At 59.2% G+C, this 18835-nt stretch carries 13 protein-coding genes and 3 pseudogenes; 8 read left to right on the plus strand and 8 right to left on the minus strand.

Going from position 1 to position 18835, the window contains the following annotated elements:
- Positions 1 to 252: 252 nt before the first annotated feature.
- A pseudogene (locus IV113_RS17825) lies at positions 253 to 531 on the plus strand (IS21 family transposase); the annotation flags it as partial.
- Positions 524 to 934 (plus strand): annotated as a pseudogene (locus tag IV113_RS17830) (ATP-binding protein); the annotation flags it as partial. The pseudogenes IV113_RS17825 and IV113_RS17830, both read left to right, overlap by 8 nt.
- A gap of 263 nt (positions 935 to 1197) precedes the next feature.
- On the opposite strand, the gene IV113_RS17835 reads toward IV113_RS17830, so the two are convergent.
- From IV113_RS17835 to IV113_RS17850, 4 genes are all read right to left on the minus strand, one after another.
- Positions 1198 to 1410, minus strand: a complete 213-nt coding sequence (locus tag IV113_RS17835) for a hypothetical protein (RefSeq protein ID WP_291087664.1) — start codon at positions 1408 to 1410, stop codon at positions 1198 to 1200.
- A gap of 8 nt (positions 1411 to 1418) precedes the next feature.
- Positions 1419 to 1619 (minus strand): hypothetical protein, encoded by a 201-nt coding sequence (locus IV113_RS17840; protein ID WP_291087667.1) that lies wholly within the window; start codon positions 1617 to 1619, stop codon positions 1419 to 1421.
- 327 nt (positions 1620 to 1946) lie between these two features.
- Positions 1947 to 2387 (minus strand): phosphatase PAP2 family protein, encoded by a 441-nt coding sequence (locus IV113_RS17845; RefSeq protein ID WP_291087668.1) that lies wholly within the window; start codon positions 2385 to 2387, stop codon positions 1947 to 1949.
- A gap of 324 nt (positions 2388 to 2711) precedes the next feature.
- A complete protein-coding gene (locus tag IV113_RS17850) occupies positions 2712 to 2966 on the minus strand; it encodes a hypothetical protein (RefSeq protein WP_291087671.1) in 255 nt (84 codons plus the stop codon).
- A gap of 133 nt (positions 2967 to 3099) precedes the next feature.
- On the opposite strand from IV113_RS17850, the gene IV113_RS17855 reads away from it, so the two are divergent.
- The gene (locus tag IV113_RS17855) at positions 3100 to 3300 is read left to right on the plus strand and encodes a hypothetical protein (RefSeq protein WP_291087672.1); all 201 of its coding nucleotides are present in this window, start codon (positions 3100 to 3102) and stop codon (positions 3298 to 3300) included.
- Between the two features lie 88 nt (positions 3301 to 3388).
- Positions 3389 to 5614 (plus strand): ATP-binding protein, encoded by a 2226-nt coding sequence (locus IV113_RS17860; RefSeq protein WP_291087673.1) that lies wholly within the window; start codon positions 3389 to 3391, stop codon positions 5612 to 5614.
- A 122-nt stretch (positions 5615 to 5736) separates the two neighbouring features.
- Here the strand turns inward: IV113_RS17860 and IV113_RS17865 are convergent, their stop codons facing one another.
- Positions 5737 to 6633: a hypothetical protein gene (locus tag IV113_RS17865; RefSeq protein ID WP_291087676.1), complete on the minus strand. Its 897-nt coding sequence runs from the start codon at positions 6631 to 6633 to the stop codon at positions 5737 to 5739.
- 150 nt (positions 6634 to 6783) lie between these two features.
- Between IV113_RS17865 and IV113_RS17870 the strand changes: the two genes are divergently transcribed.
- A complete protein-coding gene (locus IV113_RS17870) occupies positions 6784 to 8355 on the plus strand; it encodes a methyl-accepting chemotaxis protein (protein WP_291087679.1) in 1572 nt (523 codons plus the stop codon).
- A gap of 75 nt (positions 8356 to 8430) precedes the next feature.
- Here IV113_RS17870 and IV113_RS17875 read toward each other — a convergent pair whose 3' ends face one another.
- Positions 8431 to 8919 (minus strand): hypothetical protein, encoded by a 489-nt coding sequence (locus IV113_RS17875; RefSeq protein ID WP_291087682.1) that lies wholly within the window; start codon positions 8917 to 8919, stop codon positions 8431 to 8433.
- A gap of 504 nt (positions 8920 to 9423) precedes the next feature.
- On the opposite strand from IV113_RS17875, the gene IV113_RS17880 reads away from it, so the two are divergent.
- Complete coding sequence (locus tag IV113_RS17880) at positions 9424 to 13947, plus strand: PAS domain S-box protein (protein ID WP_291087684.1); 4524 nt, start codon at positions 9424 to 9426, stop codon at positions 13945 to 13947.
- Between the two features lie 342 nt (positions 13948 to 14289).
- A pseudogene (locus IV113_RS17885) lies at positions 14290 to 15746 on the plus strand (IS1182 family transposase).
- A gap of 307 nt (positions 15747 to 16053) precedes the next feature.
- Here IV113_RS17885 and IV113_RS17890 read toward each other — a convergent pair.
- Positions 16054 to 16242, minus strand: a complete 189-nt coding sequence (locus IV113_RS17890; RefSeq protein WP_291087687.1) for a hypothetical protein — start codon at positions 16240 to 16242, stop codon at positions 16054 to 16056.
- On the minus strand, positions 16232 to 17200 hold the full coding sequence (locus IV113_RS17895; RefSeq protein WP_291087690.1) for a hypothetical protein: 969 nt from the start codon (positions 17198 to 17200) through the stop codon (positions 16232 to 16234). Before IV113_RS17895 ends, IV113_RS17890 begins: the two co-directional genes overlap by 11 nt.
- A 265-nt stretch (positions 17201 to 17465) precedes the next feature.
- Here IV113_RS17895 and IV113_RS17900 point away from each other — a divergent pair, with 265 nt between their 5' ends.
- Positions 17466 to 18659 (plus strand): ATP-binding protein, encoded by a 1194-nt coding sequence (locus IV113_RS17900; RefSeq protein WP_291087692.1) that lies wholly within the window; start codon positions 17466 to 17468, stop codon positions 18657 to 18659.
- Positions 18660 to 18835: the final 176 nt, after the last annotated feature.

The following is an 18835-nucleotide window of genomic DNA, read 5'->3' on the forward strand; positions in this document are numbered from 1 at the left end:
CTTCATCGCTGTAGGGCAGCCGTGCAGCGACTGCAGCCGTAGGATACGACCATGCGTATTCGTGCTGTCTGCTAAGAAGCAGCTATTGGGCGCGATGCCTGGTGCTGGCCCGAGTGGCGACTGTACAGAGTACTGCAGTCATCGAACTTTGCGACCCGGCTGGCAGCGCGCCGCCTACCGCTTCCTCATCGCCTGAACTGCAGGTATTACCAAGCGCCGCAGATTGCTCGTGGCGGACGCTATGGCGGCATAGGGAGAGACCGCGTCATGGCGCAGGTGCTCGCCGTGGTTCCGCAGGCGGGTTTGGAGACGGTGCTGGTGGCTGTAGAGCTGGTGCTCGAAGGCATGGCACCCAGCGGCAGCATCAGCGTGGAGCACGTTCGCAATGTGCTGGCGCGGCTGAACAATCCGGTGACCCCCATGCAGACCGAGACCGCGCTGCAATTGACCTTGGCGCCCAAGGCCGACACCGCGCGGCACGACCGGCTGCGACCCACCCACCTGGATGACCAGGAGGTGCGTCATGCGTGATACGACACGGGATGTTCACGCGCAGCTCAAGGCATTGAGGTTGAACGGCATGGCCGTGGCCTGGGCGGATCTGGTCGAGCAAGGCGGGGACTCGACGCTGGCTACCTCACGCTGGCTGGTGGAGCATTTGTTGCAGGCCGAAGATGCGGACCGGGCGATGCGCTCCATTGCGCACCAGATGAAGTCGGCCCGCTTCCCCATGCACCGGGACTTGGCCGGGTTCAACTTCGAGGTGTCGCAGGTGGACAAGGCGCTGATCCAGAAACTCTCAGACCTGTCCTTCACCGACGATGCGCAGAACGCGGTACTGATCGGTGGGCCTGGCACGGGCAAAACGCACCTAGCCACTGCGCTGGGTATTGCCGGGCTGAGTCGACACGCCAAGCGGGTGCGGTTCAGTTCGCGTTCCGCCTCGTCAACGTGGTCTGCGCGAGGTTAAAGACAATTCGCTTGACTGCTGGAGTTCGTCGTTCGATCACGTACCAGAACGACAGACCCACCAACAACAAGACAAAAAGCGCTAGAAGGAACCCGCTATACCCTCCCACATCTGGTTGGGTCTGCTGCTTGGAGTAGTACAGGGCGCCGATCAGCATGACCACGGGGAAGTGTGCCTTGTTGGGAAGTTGAATCTTTCATCAACTCCCTCGGCATGCGGCCAGTCGGTCAGGCGATCTGCTGGCAGAGTTGATGGGGCATCTCCCAGTGGGCGCCGTTTCGCGGCCACTCGACGAGGACGCCCTTCTCGGTCTGCGCAACTACGCAACCATCGGTGCGGTCGAGGGCGCCCTTTGACAGGCGGTTCACGCGGGCTCCGGTCTCAAACGAGGGCTCGGCGAACAGATTCAGGATTGCTTTGATGATGGCGGTGAGGGTCATGGCTCAACTCACTGCGCATGGTGGCCAAAGCCACGGTTGCGGTCCTGGCGACGGTCCCAGCTGCGCTGAAGCGCTTCCAGGTGTGAAATGCTTTGGGCCTGGCTCAAGTAGCTATCAAGCGCTGTGGCTTCTGTCTGCGAACTTCGAACCCACAGGTTGCGCACTGGGGTAGCCAGGCGAACCAAGGTAGTGATGGTCTTTTGGAACATGGCGTGATCTGAATAAAGGTTTACCCGTAGACTCAGATCATCGGCATCAAGTTCGACGACTTGATGACACGTTCTTCAAACACCCTGTTTTGGTGCCATACGGAAGTTCGTATATCGCCTCTTTGGCACGGGTTAGTCAGGCCGAGAGAACCCCAGGTTGCCGCACTGACCCGCCCGGTTTCTTCGGACCAAGAACTTCTAGGAAGATGGCCCCCAACCCGCGAGTAACTAATGGGGAAAGGGCCGATTCAACGAATAGCAGATGGTTGCCGTGCTGCGAGAAGCAGGCAAGACAAGCGTGGGAGTCGCCCAAGATTGACATGGACATCAACCCCACGAGAAGGCACGAGCCGCCGCAATTCCCGCCGATGCCCCGAGCATAAGTCCCGCCAACACATCTGAAGGGAAATGGGCTCCCGCCTGCACCCGCGCCCATGCAGTGATCACGGCGATGAAGGGCACCAGGGCGAATTCTGGCCAAACGACCATCCACGGCGACAACGTCCCGGCCAGACACACCATCACAGAGGCGTGGGTGCTGGGCATTCCTCCCCGATCCGAATGATGGAGGTGGTTGGCACAAAGCCCGATGGCGAACGGGCGCTGCGAAGAAAGCAATCTCGCCAACCGTTTGACGAGTATTTGCGTCAGGGTTGCCACCCCAAGCGCATACAGCACTGGGCCGATGGCATTGGTCCTGAAGACCATGGATGATCCGAGCACAACAACCAGCGGCAGCCAACTCCAGTGTGCGATGGTGATCGCCAAGCTGAGTCGCAAGGGGTGATCGGTTCTGCCAGCACCCATCCAGCAAAACCACGCGATATCTCGAGATCGGCCCGATGGGAATGCAGATGCGGCACTGGGTTCAGAGTGGTTCAGCATGCACCCACGATGCCTGCTGAACATGTCAAAGGTATTTCTTTGCCTCGGTTACACCGCGTGGGCTGTCGCAGAAATCACTCTGTCATCTTGAACGTGCACACTTCGTACATACCGCTGGTCCTGACGGGTGAAAAGTATCGGGACACCACATTGCAAATGAACACCGTTGGCCGTTTTCGAGTGTTCATTCAGGGCCGGGAGTCAGAGTCAGCCGGCGGCAAGCTCCGACGCTTGAAGCGAGGTGTCCAGCAGCCGACCCTTGCTGCTGTAGTGGCGGTCCAAACGCCATTCGCCCAGTATTTCAAGCGCCAGTTCGAATTGCAAGTAGTTCAGTGAGTACAGCTGACTCAAGGGAAACGCTTGGTCGGACTCCAGTGCGATGACCAATGCAGCGAGTGTCTTGGCCCCGGGACTTTCCGGGCTGGTCTGAATGAGTTTCCTGGCTTTTTTGACTGCAAGCATGTGATCTCCTGTGCATGGGTGGGTGATGCCGTGGCCTCAGTGCCGCGCGCGGATCTGCGAAAGCCATGGTACTTGCCAAGGCTATTGATTGGCTGACTTTCGTCAAGCTTGCAGCCTTCAGGAGAACACCAACGTGATTGCGCACCTGTCAGATCCCCACATCGAGGCTACAGAGTGCCTGCTCATGGACCGCACCGACACCCCCGCTCAGCTCGCGAGCGCCGTCACGACGGTGGGAGCCCTTCAACTGCCCGCCACGGCCGTGGTGTTCAACGGCGACCTGGTTTACATGGGTAGCGCAGAGGATTTGGCGTTGGGCATGACAGTGCTGTGAAGTGCGGCATCTGCAGCTCCTGAGATATCCATGCCCGGGCCTTGTGGAGATTGGCCCCACGCGAACCAACGGTCGATAAACTTGGCAGATGCAGCTCCAAAGAAAAACCCTGTCGATTGTCGTTCTGGTCGTGGGGGTGGCCACAGCACTCACCGCCATGGTGGCTTCATACGCAATCAACCGTGTTGCCCGCACATTTGAAATACAAGCGGCTTTGCAAGATGGTGAAAAGGTGAGTCGTTGGCTGGAGCAGGACCTTCGCCAACTCTCGGATCTCGCTTTCAGCCATGCGTTGCTGCCCAATGTGGTGACAGCAATGCGCTATGAGGATGACACCTACACCGTGTACTCCCTCGCCGCGGAAAATGTCGAAAATCTCAGACTCAGCGAGATTTGGCTCCTCGACGCGCTGGTGCCCGGAAGGATCCCGGTTCGGGTATTTGCTGACAGCCTGTCACAGACAACGCAGCAACCAAGCTCAAATCAGCCCGATGGGCACCAGCGTTGGATTGAGACGGCGCTGTCCATCTTCAAGGCCGGCACCGGCCCAACGCCCCTGGTCACGGTGGTGCGAGAAGAAGATGATGTTTTCATGTTGGCAGCGCATCCTGTGCGTGAAAACATGCTGCTCAATAGCCCGGCGATCGGTGTTTTACTCATGGCCCGAAAACTTGGCCATGAGGAGCTAGCACGGGTCAGCCAAACACTCATGGCTCCAGTAACCCTCGAAGTCGCCAGAACGCTCCAAACCAAAGAGATTTCGTTCACCGAGTTGTCCGAACAACGAGGAAGAATTTCTGTTCCAGTGATGGGAGTCGATGGTCAACCGGTGGCGCAGTTGGCCTTCACAGTGACGCGTGACATGTACCAGTCCATCACGTCCATCGTCTATGCATCGATCGTGCACATGGTTCTTCTTGGGCTACTGCTCGGTGGCGCGCTGGTCGTGGTGCTCAATAGATTTGTGCTGCGCCGAGTCAAGCAAATCATTCGGCAGCTTCAGTCCATCGGTGTTTCAGACACGTCCAGTGAGAGCCTGATACGCGTGAACGGTGACGACGAACTGACGTCGCTTGCTGCGAGCATCAACAGCTTGCTCAAGCGCGTCAGAGCCGACTTCCTCGAGCAGCAACAGTCATCACGCAGGCATGAGTCCCTCCAGTTGCAGTTGATGCAGAGTCAGAAAATGGAGGCCATCGGGCGTTTCTCCGCTGGAGTGGCCCACGATTTCAACAATTCTCTGGCTGGTACCAACGGGTGGATTCAAATGGCCAAGGAAGATCTGCCTGAAAACCATCCGAGTCGCGAATCACTCGAACACGCACAAAAAGCGGCCGAGTACGCCGGTGGCTTGGTCAGGCAGCTGATGACCTTCAGCCGCCAGTCACAGCCAAGGCTTGAAGAGACCAATCTATCTGCCCTGGTTGAAAGATCACTGGCCTTTGTTGCATCTGGACTCATGAAAGGCACAGAAATTGAGTGGGTGAAGAAAGGTGCGAGCGATACCGTGCTGGCCGACCCGACACAGCTTCAACAGGTTCTGGTGAATCTATTGATCAACGCCTCTGATGCGATGGATGGGAAGGGAAAAATCACGCTGCTCATACACAAGATCCAGCTTCCATTCAACATTGAAGACCCCGAGATTCCGGGCAGCGCAGGACTGCAGGCTGGCCCGTACTTGCATGTGCGAGTGTGCGATGAAGGTCCTGGCATTGCCGAGGAAAACTTGGACCGCATTTTCGAGCCATTCTTCACAACCAAAGCGGTGGGCAAAGGCACTGGTCTGGGGCTGTCGGTCGCTCACGGCATCATGCATCGCCACGGGGGCAGCGTGGGGGTGTACAGCGAGGTGGGCAGGGGTACGTGCTTCCACCTGTTGATTCCTGCAACCAACAAGCCCTCCGAGGGCAGTCCAAAGAGCCCTCAACCTCTCACTGCTCAACGCGGCAGAGTCCTGCTCGTGGATGACGATCAACTTCTGCGCACCGCTTGGGCGGGCTTGCTGCAAAGGCGAGGCTGGGAGGTCATTCAAGCCAGTGACGGGGAGGAAGGATGGCAGTGCTTTCAACAGGCTGCACAGGACTGGGCCATCGTGCTCACCGACTTGACCATGCCGGAATTGAGCGGGCTGGCCTTGGCAGAAAGAATCTCCAAAACAGAAAGCCCGCCGCCCATCATCTTGGTCAGCGGCTTTCTCAATGATGCTCAAACAGAGGCGTTGAAGGCTTCGACGTTGTTTGCAGACATCCTGTTCAAGCCGACACCAGCGGATGACCTTGAGGCAGCGCTGACCAGAGCGGTACAACGGTAGCTGCCCCCGGCCAACGCCATTGCAGCTACACACGGGTTGTCTCAAATCGTCCGTTTGCGATGTGTTGGACGCACTGCGAGGGCTCTTCAAAAGCGTTCATGGGTGCACCTGAGTGAACCCGTTCAGACGCTCCCAATCGTCGAGTCGGGAAGCAATTTGGCGAGCCGATCGCGAATTGCGCTGGCCCGGGCAGGACCTGCCATGGCTTCGATCGCGATTAGCATCTCGCGGCTCACCTCCAGCATTGATGAGGCGTCGCGTGCCTCGCGCAGTGCGTCTCGAAATTGCTGTGCCAGAGCCTTTTCGCGGGGCGCGAACAGACGCTCGCTGATGTCAAACAAAAACATGCGTGCACTTGCAAGTGAGCGCGGGCCAGTGAACGCATCTCCCCCACCCTGGTGTTCTGAGCGTGTGGACGGCTGCGGTGCCAATTGTGGCGCGCGCGGGGCAAGTCGGACTTCTCCGACCGTGAGTCCTTCGTCGGAGATGTAGCCCTGAGCAAGTAGCTCACGCACGATCTGCTCGCCCAATCCACCGAAGAGGGCGTTGAGGGAATCTGTCGTTTGATGTCCATCGGCCACCAGCAAAACGGCGCGTTGTCGCTGATCAAGCGAGCGACGTCCCCGCTGCAGTTCGGCGCGGCCCTTTTCTGTTTTGTTGAGCATGTTCGTATTCAGAGAGGACTGTTCCAACACTTGGCGCCAAATCTTCTTTCTATAGAGTGACATCGCAGTGAACCGCAGGCGTGGATCCCACGCACCGGCAACAAACTCGTTGATTGTGTGAACTTGTCCACAGGCTCCAGAGTGAGTGTTCGCGGGGCGCGCCTTCATGGTCTCCGGCTTCCCACCGAGCTCAAGTGCGAACCAATTGAAATCCTGCGGTTTGCCCCGCCATCGTGACTTGCCTGCGGAGAAGGTTCGCCCTGGCGGGTTTGCGTCGTGCCACACCTCACGAAAGCCGCATTTTCCCCGGCCGTTGGTCACTCTATCGTTTGCAGCAAAACCCAGTTTTTTCATAAAACCTTCACAAACGCTATCAAGAAGGTAGCGTCAATCAGACGAATGGCGGGGCATGTGAACGTTCTTTGCACAAAATCCAACTCAAGGCGTCGCTGCATCAACCGATATACCCAGCAAGTCACCTACTGCTCAGTCACCAAACCTTACATGCCGAACACCATGAACTGGATCTCACACATCTCCACGCGAGCCAAGCTCATTTTATTGGTCGGCGTATGCGCGCTGGGCATTCTCATGGTCGCCATCACAGCGCTGCGCGGCCTACAGCAGGCCATCGGCTCAGGCGAGCAGCTCGCGCAACAGGAGGTCTCCACCGTGCAGGTGCTCGGAGAGCTGCGTGCGAACGTCGGTAACATGCGCCGCCTCGAAAAGGACATGTTCCTCAACCTTGCAGATGAGGAAACGCTCAACCTTGATCACAAATGGTGGCGTGAACAGGTGGACCTTGGCAATCAGCGGATTGCAGAGCTTCGTCCCCTTCTCAGCACTGAAGAGCAATTGCAGGCGGATAACCTGCTCGCCGCGTTGGCAGGCTATGCAAAGGTGGTTGAATCCATCCATGTGGGTATCACCCGAGGTGAGGTGAACGACCCTTGGCGGGCCAATCAGGCGCTAGAACCTGCCTTGGTGCAGGTGCGCTCTGTCGATGAAGCGCTGAGCAACATCGGGAGCAAGGTGTCGGAGCGAGTGACGGCAACGGTCACTCGGTTGTCGGTCATTCAGCGAAGCGCTTTGCAGCTCACGGTTGTGGTGTCGGTCGCCTCACTTGGTGTGATGCTGGTGCTGGGCTACGCCATCGGCCAGCGCATCATCTTGCCGCTCGCTTCGGCTGCTGCGGCCATTGAGTGCGTGGCCAGGGGCGATCTCGGCACACGCGTTAGCCCGGGTGGATCGGACGAGATGGGTCGCGTTCTGGCTGGCATCCAGCGCATGCAGGACAACCTGGGTTTGCTGGTCACGGAAATTCGCGAAGGCGTTGACAACATCAATGCGGCGTCGCAAGAGATCGCCACGGGCAACCAGGACCTGAGCGCGCGCACTGTGCAGGCGGCGAGTAACCTGCAGCAAACGTCCGCCAGCATGGAGGAACTCACCAGTACGGTGCGCCAGAGCGCCGATGCCGCACGCCAGGCCAATGAGCTGGCAACCAGCGCGGCGGCGATTGCCGCGCGCGGTGGTCGGGTGGTGGGCCAGGTGGTCGCCACCATGGACGACATCAACCACAGCAGCAAAAAGATCAACGACATCATCGGTGTCATCGACGGCATTGCGTTCCAGACCAACATCCTGGCCTTGAACGCAGCGGTTGAAGCCGCGCGGGCCGGTGAGCAAGGTCGCGGTTTCGCAGTTGTGGCTGGGGAAGTGCGCAACCTGGCGCAGCGCAGCGCGCAAGCTGCCAAAGAGATCAAAGGTCTGATTGGCGCGAGTGTGGACAAGGTGGAAGCTGGCAGCAAACTGGTCGCAGACGCTGGCCAGACCATGAGCGAGATTGTGGGCTCGGTGCAGCGTGTCTCGGACATGATTGGCGAGATCACCTCGGCGGCATCGGAGCAAAGCGACGGCATCGGGCACATCAACGCAGCAGTGAACCAGCTCGACCAGATCACGCAGCAGAACGCAGCATTGGTTCAAGAGAGCGCGGGCGCTGCGCAGAGCCTTCAGGACCAGGCTGCCCGACTGTCTGAAACCATGAATCGCTTTGGCACCTCTGTAGGCTGATCGTCCTGGGAGTGGCGTTGACTCCAACCTCGCACCTGTCGACAGGGCCCGTGAAGCGAGGTCAGCAACTTCGGCCTATCGGGCGGCCTTTGTTTCCAGGTAGCTCTGCAGAAGGAGAACGTCCTGAGCGTCCTTTTCCCGCGTGGACCTGGACTTCATGGTGATGAGGAGTTGCGGCGATGCAACCCGGACCGGTGTGGCCAGAAGGTTGGCCCGCTCGCTTTGCTCCCAGTGCGCCATGAAATCGAAGTCCTCACCCTCGGTCAGGATGTCCGCGGGGATCGTCGGGTGCAGCTGGATCTGTTGCGGCCGGGGCCCTGGTGCAAAAAGTAGTCGCACCGTCTCGGGCAGCATGGTGAACCCTATCTTGTCCAGAGCATAAGCAACGCCCGTGGCATTTGTTTCGCTGGACTCGATCAAGACTTCCAGATCAGCGGCGACTCGCTCCGGGCAGTAGTGCTGAACGCCAAGGCCACCCACCAACATGAACCGCACCTGCATGGCCAGCAGCGCGGCCACGAGTTGCTCGGTGCCTTGGGGTGGATGCAGCGTGCGTGGTGTCATGACCGTACGAGGATCGATGGCGATTTTTCGTTATCGTACTGACTACCCAGCTTGGTGAGCGCGCGAGGCTGAGAAATAGTCATTCTGGCAACAACGTGACCTGATGCCGGTCTGCTCCTTCGATGAAGGTGAGCGACTGATCGTCTCGACAGGTCTGGGCTCCACAGCCTTGCTCAAAAGCATCTTGACGGGTTCGATGGGCGCCAACAAGTACCGCCGCCGACACCGATCGACCCTTACAGCCATCGTGATACTTAGCCATTTGCGCTCGATTCTCGAGCAGGCAGAGTGCCTCATCGCAACACCTGCTTAAGTCGAATAAAGCCAGCCTTAGTAGCCGCTGATTCTCGGTTCAAGGCGACCCGAATCAGTTCAAACTGTCGATGCACACCGCAATTTCGTTCTGGCCTGTGTCTTTCATGCGCGCATATCACCTAGGCGACTGTCGATGAATCAACATCACTGGCCACACTTCGTTGGCTCTGTTCCTGAAGACGACGCGCCATGAAGCTCAGTTACAAGGCATGGGCGCTCGTCTTCGTCACCGTCGGCGTGTGCTCTCTGCTGGCCGTGATGGGCGCGAGATGGATCATGTCCGCATCATTCACAAATCTCGAAACCCAGGCGGCATTCGCCGAGGGTGAAAGGGCGAGTCGATTGGTGAACCAGCAACTTCGAGGTCTTGCCGCCCAAGTCAGGAGTGCTGCTTATTCGGCTGACATGGTCTCTTATGCTGCAGGCAGCAGATCGAATGAGTTGAATAACCTGTTTGATGTCACGAAGATGAGCGACATGGGCTTGTCTGGCGTTGTGGTGTTTGACAAAGCAGGTCGGTATGTTGGAAGTGTCGCCAGCGGTCAAATGGGGTGGTCAGATCAACTGGATCCGAATCTGATAGATCAGCTAAGACCTCTCACTGGATCGGTATTCGGCGACTCCAATGCAGGCGCTACGTTGCAGACGTTGTTGCCCTGGAACAAACGGCTGTACATGGTGGCCATCGCAGCTATTCTCGATCCCGCATTGTCCAACGAGCCAAGCGGGGCCATGGTGATGGTCCGTGATTTCAGTTCGGCTGAAGTGCTGAGCTTGGCCAATGTTCTCTTGAGACCTATCAGCTTGACTCTGGAGCCGCCCCCGTTGTCGGCCCTGCACACGCGCCTGCAAATCATCGATGACCAAAACATCGATCTGTTCACACCGCTGTCAAACAGCGAAGGTGTGCATGTTGCGCAGTTGATTCTTCGGTTGGACAGACCCTTGCGGGTCGGTCAAATTCAGCTCAGTCAAGCAGGCCTTGTCCTTGCCGGTGTTGCTGGGTTGATTGCAAGCCTGCTGTTGTCAGTTTTGCTGTACCGCTTGGTGCTGCGTCGGATGCTGAACCTCTACGAGGATCTCAAGGCCGTCATTGAGCGAGGACCGACCGTGGGCGGAACGGTTCGGGCAAGCGGGAATGACGAGCTGAGCAGACTGGCGCATCGAACGAATCAGCTGCTTGAACGCGTGCGGCAGGATGCGATGCTGCAACAACAAGCCTATGAGCGCCAGGACGCTTTGCAAGGGCAACTGATGCAAGCGCTTTCAGAGGCCGAATCGCATAAACAAGAACTGGACTTTCTGGCCCGTGTGGCGCGCGAAACCACCAACGCCGTGATCCTGACCGGGCCCGAAGGCCTGATCGAATGGATCAACGAAGGCTTCACCCGCATCACTGGCTACACGCTGGAAGAATCCGTGGGCCGGACACCCGGCAAGTTGTTGCAATGCCCTGAGACCGACCCACAAACGGTCGCCCATATCCGCGAGGCACTCGCACTGCGCCAGCCTTGCAAGGCGGAGATCCTCAACCGTGGAAAAGACGGGCGGCTGTACTGGCTGGAGCTTGAAATCACCCCTCTGTTCGACGAAAGCGGGCTGCACACAGGCTTCATGGCCATTGAAAGCGATGTGACCGACCGGCACGAAACGTTGGAGCGGCTCAAAGGCGCGGTGCAAGAGAACGAGTCCCTGATGAAAGCCATCAATCAGGGCACCATCTACTCGGTGGCCGACCTGCAGGGCAACATCCTCGACTTGAACGAGGAGTTTGTGCGCATCAGCGGCTACGAGCGCGAGGAGCTGATCGGCTCCAACCACCGGCTGCTCAAGTCGGGCACGCAATCCAGTGAATTCTGGGCCAACGCTTGGGCCACCATCAGCAGTGGCCAGATATGGCGGGGCGAGGTGTGCAACCGGAGCAAGCGCGGTCAGCTGTACTGGGTGGACTCCACCATCGTGCCGTTTGTAGGTATCGACGGCATGGTGGAGAAATACATCTCCATCCGAACCGATGTCACCGAGCAGAAGCGGGCACAAATCGAGCTTGAATCCCAGCGCAAGCGGCTGGACAACATTCTCAAAGGCACCCAGGCAGGCACCTGGGAATGGCATGTGCCCAGCGGTCACATTATCTTCAACGAGCGGTGGGCAGAGATACTGGGCTACACAACAGAAGAGCTTGAACCCACGACGATTGACACCTGGATGAGCCTCGTGCACGCGGACGACACCGGTGCATCAGATGAGGCGATGAGGCAGCACTTCAACGGCGAGTTGGACTTCTACAAGGCCGAATTCCGCATGCGCCACAGTAGTGGCCGATGGATCTGGGTACAGGCCCGTGGTCAACTGGCCAGCCGCGAGCCAGATGGCTCACCTGGCTGGATGTATGGCACCAACATCGACATCACCCAGCAAAAGGCTCAGGCTGACGCGCTGCTGGCTGCGAAAGACCAGGCAGAACAAGCCAGTCTGTTCAAGAGCCAGTTCCTCGCCAACATGAGTCACGAGATTCGCACGCCCATGAACGCGATTCTGGGCATGCTGACACTGATGCACAAGACGCCGCTGCAGCCGCGCCAGTTGGACTATGTGGTGAAAACCGAGGGCGCGGCCAAGTCGCTGTTGGGGCTGCTCAACGACATCCTGGATCTCTCCAAGGTGGAAGCGGGCAAGATGACGCTGGACCCCCAGCCTTTCGATCTTGACCGGCTGATGCGTGACCTGTCGGTGATTTTCTCGACCAGCTTGGGCAACAAGCCGGTGGAGGTGCTGTTCGACATCGATCCACGGGTGCCGCGCCATCTGCTCGGAGACAGCCTGCGCCTGCAGCAAATTCTGATAAACTTGGGCGGCAACGCGATCAAGTTCACCTCGCACGGCGAGATCGTGCTTCAGGTCCACCTGGAAAGCCTGGAGGGAAATACGCCTCAACAGTATGCCCGTGTGCACTTCTCTGTGAAGGACAGCGGCATTGGCATCGCACCGGAAAACCAGCACAAGATTTTTGCAGGCTTTACCCAGGCCGAGGCCTCCACCACCCGGCGCTTTGGTGGCACCGGACTGGGCCTGTCGATTTCACGTCGACTAATTGAGCTCATGGGTGGTGAACTTCGACTTGAAAGCGTCGAGGGCAGCGGCAGCACTTTCTCGTTCAACGTAATGCTGCCGGTGGTGGAGACCGCGTCCAACACGGGCGCGGGGACGAGAGACACACAGGCTGACATGGTTCCGTGGTGCATCCCAGGACTTGCGGTGCTGGTGGTGGACGACAACCCGGTGGCCAGGGAGCTGATGGCCAGGATGGGGGAGTCTTTGGGCTGGCGGATCGACACCGCAGAGAGCGGCGAAGCCGCCCTGGCGCACATCGCTTCGCGCAATGCCCGCGGTGAACCGTACCGAGCGGTTTTTGTCGACTGGATGATGCCGGGTCTGGACGGCTGGCAGACCAGCGCCCGCATCCGCTCTCTGGTTGACGGCAGCAACGACTCCACCGCCTCGCCCGTCGTCATGATGGTTACTGCCCACGGCCGTGAAATGCTGGCGCAGCAAACGACCGAGGTGCAAAGCCTGATCGATGGGTACCTGGTGAAGCCGGTTACCGCCTCGATGCTGCTTGAAGCGCTGCAATTGGCCGTTCAACCCAACGCGGTCAGTGCAAACGTCCGCTCAACGGCCCGGGTGGTGCAACCACTGAAAGGGCTGCGCATACTTCTGGTGGAAGACAACGCCATCAACCAGCAGGTGGCCGAAGAGTTGCTGAGCGGCCAAGGCGCGGCGGTTGATATTGCCGACAATGGTCTGCGAGGCGTGGAAGCGGTGCAGGCCGCCATGGCGTCCGGCAAGCCCTACAACGCGGTGCTGATGGACATGCAGATGCCTGTGATGGATGGGTTGACCGCTGCGATCGAGATCCGCGGGCGTCTGGGTGTGCGCAGCCTGCCCATCATCGCAATGACGGCCAACGCCATGGCCAGCGACCGCGAGGCGTGTCTCAACGCCGGCATGAACGACCACATTGGCAAGCCATTCAACCTGGATCAATTGGTCGCCACCCTGTTGCAGTGGACGCGTGGTGCAGCAGCTGCCGAAGCGTCGGAAGCGCCGATGCCATATGCGACCCGAGAGATCGCCCTGCTCAATCGCACGGATGCACTGCAACGCATGGGCGGAAGCACCAGCCTGCTGAATCGACTGAGCACTCAGTTCCTTGCCGATCTGCCGAAATACCTGGACGCCTGCGAGCCAACCATGCTGGATGGGCAGCATAAGCCGGCCCAGCGTGCGCTGCACTCACTCAAAGGGGTAGCTGCCACGATTGGCGCTGATGCGCTTGCAAAAGTGGCAGGGGAAGAAGAGCAACACGCCAGGTCCGGTGCGACGGTCAACCTGGAGCAGCTGCGTCAAACGGCAGCAAGGACCGAGCAGGCGCTGCTGGAGATCGGGGTTGCTGCTTCGCTGGTCCCTGCAAGCGAAGAGGCTGCCGATGACAAAGTGCAGCCGGAGCTGACAACCGCGCAACGCGAACTGCTGAAGCGCCTGTTGCCCTTTTTGGAGGCTGCCGACCTGTCTGCCATCGAAGCCATGGAGGAACTGCTGGCGCACGGTGATGGAGACAACAAGCGGTGGGCCGCTCTGGATCGGGAGGTACAGGCGTTGGAATTTGATCTGGCTGCCGACCGAGTGCGGCAATCACTGGACAGGGAATAAGTCCTTTTGAGAACGGAACGGCGGAGGGTCAGCAGCGCCATCCGGCTCTCGGGACCGCAGATGTATGGCCTGTTTCAGAAACGGACAGAACGGCGGAATCTTGTCCGACCCTCCTGATGAGTTCGCCGTTGCTTGCACCCGCCACGAATTTCTGCAGAGCCTTCCAGACCGGTCATTCGCGCATCATTTCTCAGCTTGCGTGAATGACTGGAGGTGGCGGCTAGTATGCGGATAAGCGGGCGGCTCGAAGGTCAGCAACCGCTGGAGGCTGTGTGAAAACCCTCTCCCTGCCCGAAGTCGAACTCGGTAGAGTTCACAGACATATTGGACACGGGGGTCAATATGTCGAGATACATCGAAGGTCAGGACAGGCAGCAGGTCACGTTGTTGCCGGAGTGTCTGGACGACTTCATTGCAGAAGACAACACCGTTCGGATCGTGGATGTCTTCATCAATGAGTTGGACCTGGTCGGTTTGGGTTTCGATGGCGCAAAGCCGGCCGCAACAGGCCAGCCTTCTTATCACCCCTCAGTGCTGTTGAAGCTCTACCTGTACGGTTACCTCAACCGCATCCAATCCAGCCGCAGGCTGGAGCGCGAATGCCAGCGCAACGTGGAACTGATGTGGCTGACGGGCCGGCTTGCCCCTGACTTCAAGACCATCGCGGACTTCCGCCGCGACAACGGCAAAGGCATTCGCAATGTCTGCCGTCGCTTCGTGATGCTGTGCCGCGAATTGAAGCTGTTCACCGACGCCGTCGTGGCCATCGACGGCAGCAAGTTCAAGGCCGTCAACAACCGCGAGCGCAACTTCACGCCAGGCAAGATCGAGCGCCGCGAACGTGAGTTGGAGGAGAGCATCCAGCGCTACCTTGATGCCTTGATGCCTTGGAGACTGCAGATCGAACCCAACCAGTTGAGATGCAGGCAAAGACTGAGCGCCTGCAGGGCAAGATTCAAAAGATGCGCCAGCGACTGCAAGACCTTCAAGTCGTCAAGGCGCAACTGGAGACGGTGCCTGATCGGCAGATCTCCCAGACCGACCCTGACGCACGAGCCATGACCACCCACAGCGCCAAAGGCACGGCCATGGTGGGCTACAACGTGCAGACAGCGGTGGACACGAAGAACCATCTGATCGTCGCCCACGAGGTCACCAACAATGACAGTGACCGTTCACAACTCAGTGCGATCGCTTTGGCCGCGCGCGATGCGATGGGCAAGCGCAGATTGATGGCCATCGCTGACCGCGGCTACTACAACAGCATGCAGCTCAAGGCTTGTGACGACAGCGGAATTGCAGCGCTTGTGCCCAAGCCCATGACATCCAATGCGCGGGCCGAAGGCCGGTTCGACAAGACAGATTTCATCTACATCGCTGGCGACGACGAGTACCAATGCCCTGCGGGCCAGCGGGCGATTCGCCGCTTCCGCCGCGAAGAGGCTGGACTGCAGATCAGCATCTATTGGTCCAGTGCCTGCCCTGGCTGTGCCATGAAGGCGCAATGCACAACGGGCGACTACCGACGCATCAGGCGATGGGAGCATGAGGAAGTCATGGACAAGGCCCAGCAACGGCTGGACCAGATGCCCAACGCCATGACGGTGCGCAAGAGCACCGTAGAACATGTGTTCGGAACGCTCAAGCACTGGATGGGCTGGACGCACTTCCTGACCCGTGGCATCAAGAACGTGGCAACCGAGATGAGCCTGGCCGTGTTGGCGTACAACTTCAAACGCGTCCTCAGTATCTTGGGCTTCGAGGGGACCAAGAAAGCAATGCGATTGTTGGGCGCATAGGCGCCCTCATGAGGTCGCTCCAGGCCCATTTACGGCCCCGAGATGGCTCCAGCATCGCCTTGGCGCCACTCAGACGGCGTCAATTCGCGGAAACAGACAAATCTGCAACCTGCGCGTGACTCACTCGGGCTCCCAATGAGTTATCACACGGCCTCGCTGCACAACCGTCCTATGGCGATGAGATTGCAACGCGAGCGACAGTCCTCCATCGACCAAATATCCCAACCCCGGCCTTGCCGGCTTGGTTTCGGTAATCGGTGTTTTCAATACCACCGACCACACCGCCGGCGATCGTTCGCCAAGTTTCCTACTGCCACGGAAGTGAACGGTACAGCCCCTGCACCCGGGCCATGGCCTCTTCAAAGTCCGGGAGTTCGCCCGCGACATCGTCCTTGAGCCCCTCATACCCCTGGCGCGCCATGCGCACGACCGCCTCGTCGTCCATCGACAGCGGCCCCGGCTCGATCCCCTTGGAGCGGCACGAGTCAATCAGCATGTGGTGGATGCTCGCCAGCTCCTGCTCGCCCATCAGTCAACAATGAAGGCACATTGATCGACAGTTTCCAAGTCTCAGAGAACGTCGGGGCGTATTCGCCCTGAGGATCCAGCATGCGCGAGCCGCCCCGCTGTGCAAAGTCCTTCCAGCCGTCGATGCGCGGATGTTGGATCCTGCAAACCGACTCCAGCAGGTAGCCAGCTCGCACCTTCTCGATGGGCTTGCCGTGACGATCGATCTCATCCAGGATGAGGGACAGGTACTGTGAGCCGTACTCGCGGTAGGCATCCACCACGTGCTGCATGCCCCCGCAGTTGTCGGGCTCACGCACCATGTCCAGAAACACCCTGCCGACCATGGCGACTCGGATGGACGGAGACTTGATGGCTTTGAATGCCCCGCGGCTGGAGCGCCGCATCAACTCGACACGCACACCCTCAACACGCTCGAAGCCCAAGTACCGCAACATCGGCAACCTGGCTGCGCGGTGCACCGCCATGTGTTGGCCGAGATCCCTGGCCATCCTCTCTTGAGCCTGCTCTCTCCACTCCTTGTCTGGGGGGGTCGTCAGGTAAAGGATCTTGGAGAAGCGATCCGTGAGACCGTGAAACTCCATCGCACTGAGGTGGGTTACACAGGCAAATGGATCCACCGCACACGCGACCTCCATGGCGGAGGGCTTGGGGCGGCCAAACAACTGGAACACCGCCCCAGACTTGAACTCCTTGGCCGGCGAGATCAGGTGAAAGGAACTCAAACGGTCAACAATGGCCTTGTACACGCCAGGCTCGATGGCTGCATCCGCAGCTGGCAGTGCTGCACACAGCAGAGCGCCCAGCTCATAGTCGGTGACGACCGGCCGCTCCCACGTCGCCAATCGGTCTGCAATGCCCTCTGCAGGAGCGATGACGGCTTTTGAAATTTTCTTGTTACCTGTCAATGTATGTAAAATCAACATGCTTACGTGGTTAGCCTAAAATCTGTCCTAAGGACAGATTTTAGGCTAACCACACCACATGATGCTGGCCAAGCAACTCTCGAGAACGCTCGATCAGGATTTTCAACCACCCTCGCTGTCAGAGTTGCTGACAGCATGACGTGCGCCATCGAGGAAAAACCCCACCGACCGGCTGTACTTGGCTGGTTCGACGTAGCGTCACTCTTTTATTGACTTTTATTTTGATTTTGATAAATTATCCAAATCAGAATAAAACGGGATAAACATGATCGCTTACCCCCGCACCGCCCTGGCCGACGAACTGGTGCACCAACTCCAGGGCAAGACCGCCTTTGGCGACGCCCAGAACGGCCTGTTTCTGGCCGCGCCCCGGCGCACCGGAAAAACCACCTTCTTGCGTGGAGACCTGTGTCCGGCGCTCGAGAAAGCGGGCGTGGTGGTGGTGTACGTGGACCTCTGGGCCGATGCCACGCGCGACCCCGGGGTGTTGATTGCCGATGCCATTGGCCGCGCCCTGCAACCCCATCTGGGTATGGTCGCACGCACCGCCAAGAAGGCCGGGCTGAACAAAGTGAGCCTGGCCGGCTGGCTAGACGTAGACACCAGCCGCATCGGCAAGCTGGACGGACTGACGTTGGTGGACGCCTTGCGCGCCTTGCACGAAACCGCAAACAAACAAGTAGCGCTGGTGATTGACGAAGCCCAGCACGCGTTGACCAGCGAGGCAGGCGAGGCGGCCATGACAGCGCTGAAGTCGGCCCGCGACCAATTGAACCGGCCAGGCGTGGTGAACCTGATGCTGGTGATGTCGGGCTCGGACCGAGACAAGCTGCTGCGCCTGGTGAACACCAACGGCTCGCCGTTCTATGGCTCGCAGATCAAGACCATGCCGGCACTGGGGCAAGACTTCATTGCACACATCGTGCAGCTGATCGAAGCGCAGCGCCCGGAGTTGGCACCGGTGGACCAGGCAACGCTGCAGGCGGCATTTGAAGGCTTTGGCAGCAGGCCGCAGTTCTTCATGGAAGCGCTGGGCCAGGTGCTCAGCCCGCTGGCGGCGCTGACGGGCCGCTTTGAGCCCGCCATGCTGCAGGCCGCTGCGCAGCGCCAGCAGGACGATGAAGGCCAGATGGAATCAGATTACCTGGGCCTGAAGCCGCTGGAGCAGGCGGTGCTGTGGCGCATGCTGGAGCAAGGCCCTCGGTTCAGGCCGTATGACGCCGAAGCGCTGCGCTTCTACCGCGAGAAGACCGGGCGCGACAAGGCGGTGACGCCGCAGCAGGCGCAAAACGCGCTGGAGTCCCTGCGCCAGCGCATGCCGGCGCTGGTGTGGAAATCGGCCCGAGGGGAATACGCCGTGGAAGACGCGGCCATGCACCGCTGGTACGAAACCCGGGCGATGGCCGGGACCTGGCCGCCGCTGAGCCGGCAAGGCAATCTGCTGCAAGACACCGAGTAGCCCGCCAGCGCACAGCAGTGACCTCAAACTGACGACACAAAAATTCAGGGGGCATGTCGTCCAAAAGGTCAACAAAACCGGAGCGCACCACCCGGCACCTGGTGAAGTTGTTTCAACGAAACATGTTCTCCTTTTCTGAAACTTGCGACACGTGTACGGATTCATGTCGTTTTCGG

This window comes from Hydrogenophaga sp., assembly GCF_018780385.1.
In the GTDB taxonomy this organism is placed as follows: domain Bacteria; phylum Pseudomonadota; class Gammaproteobacteria; order Burkholderiales; family Burkholderiaceae_C; genus Hydrogenophaga.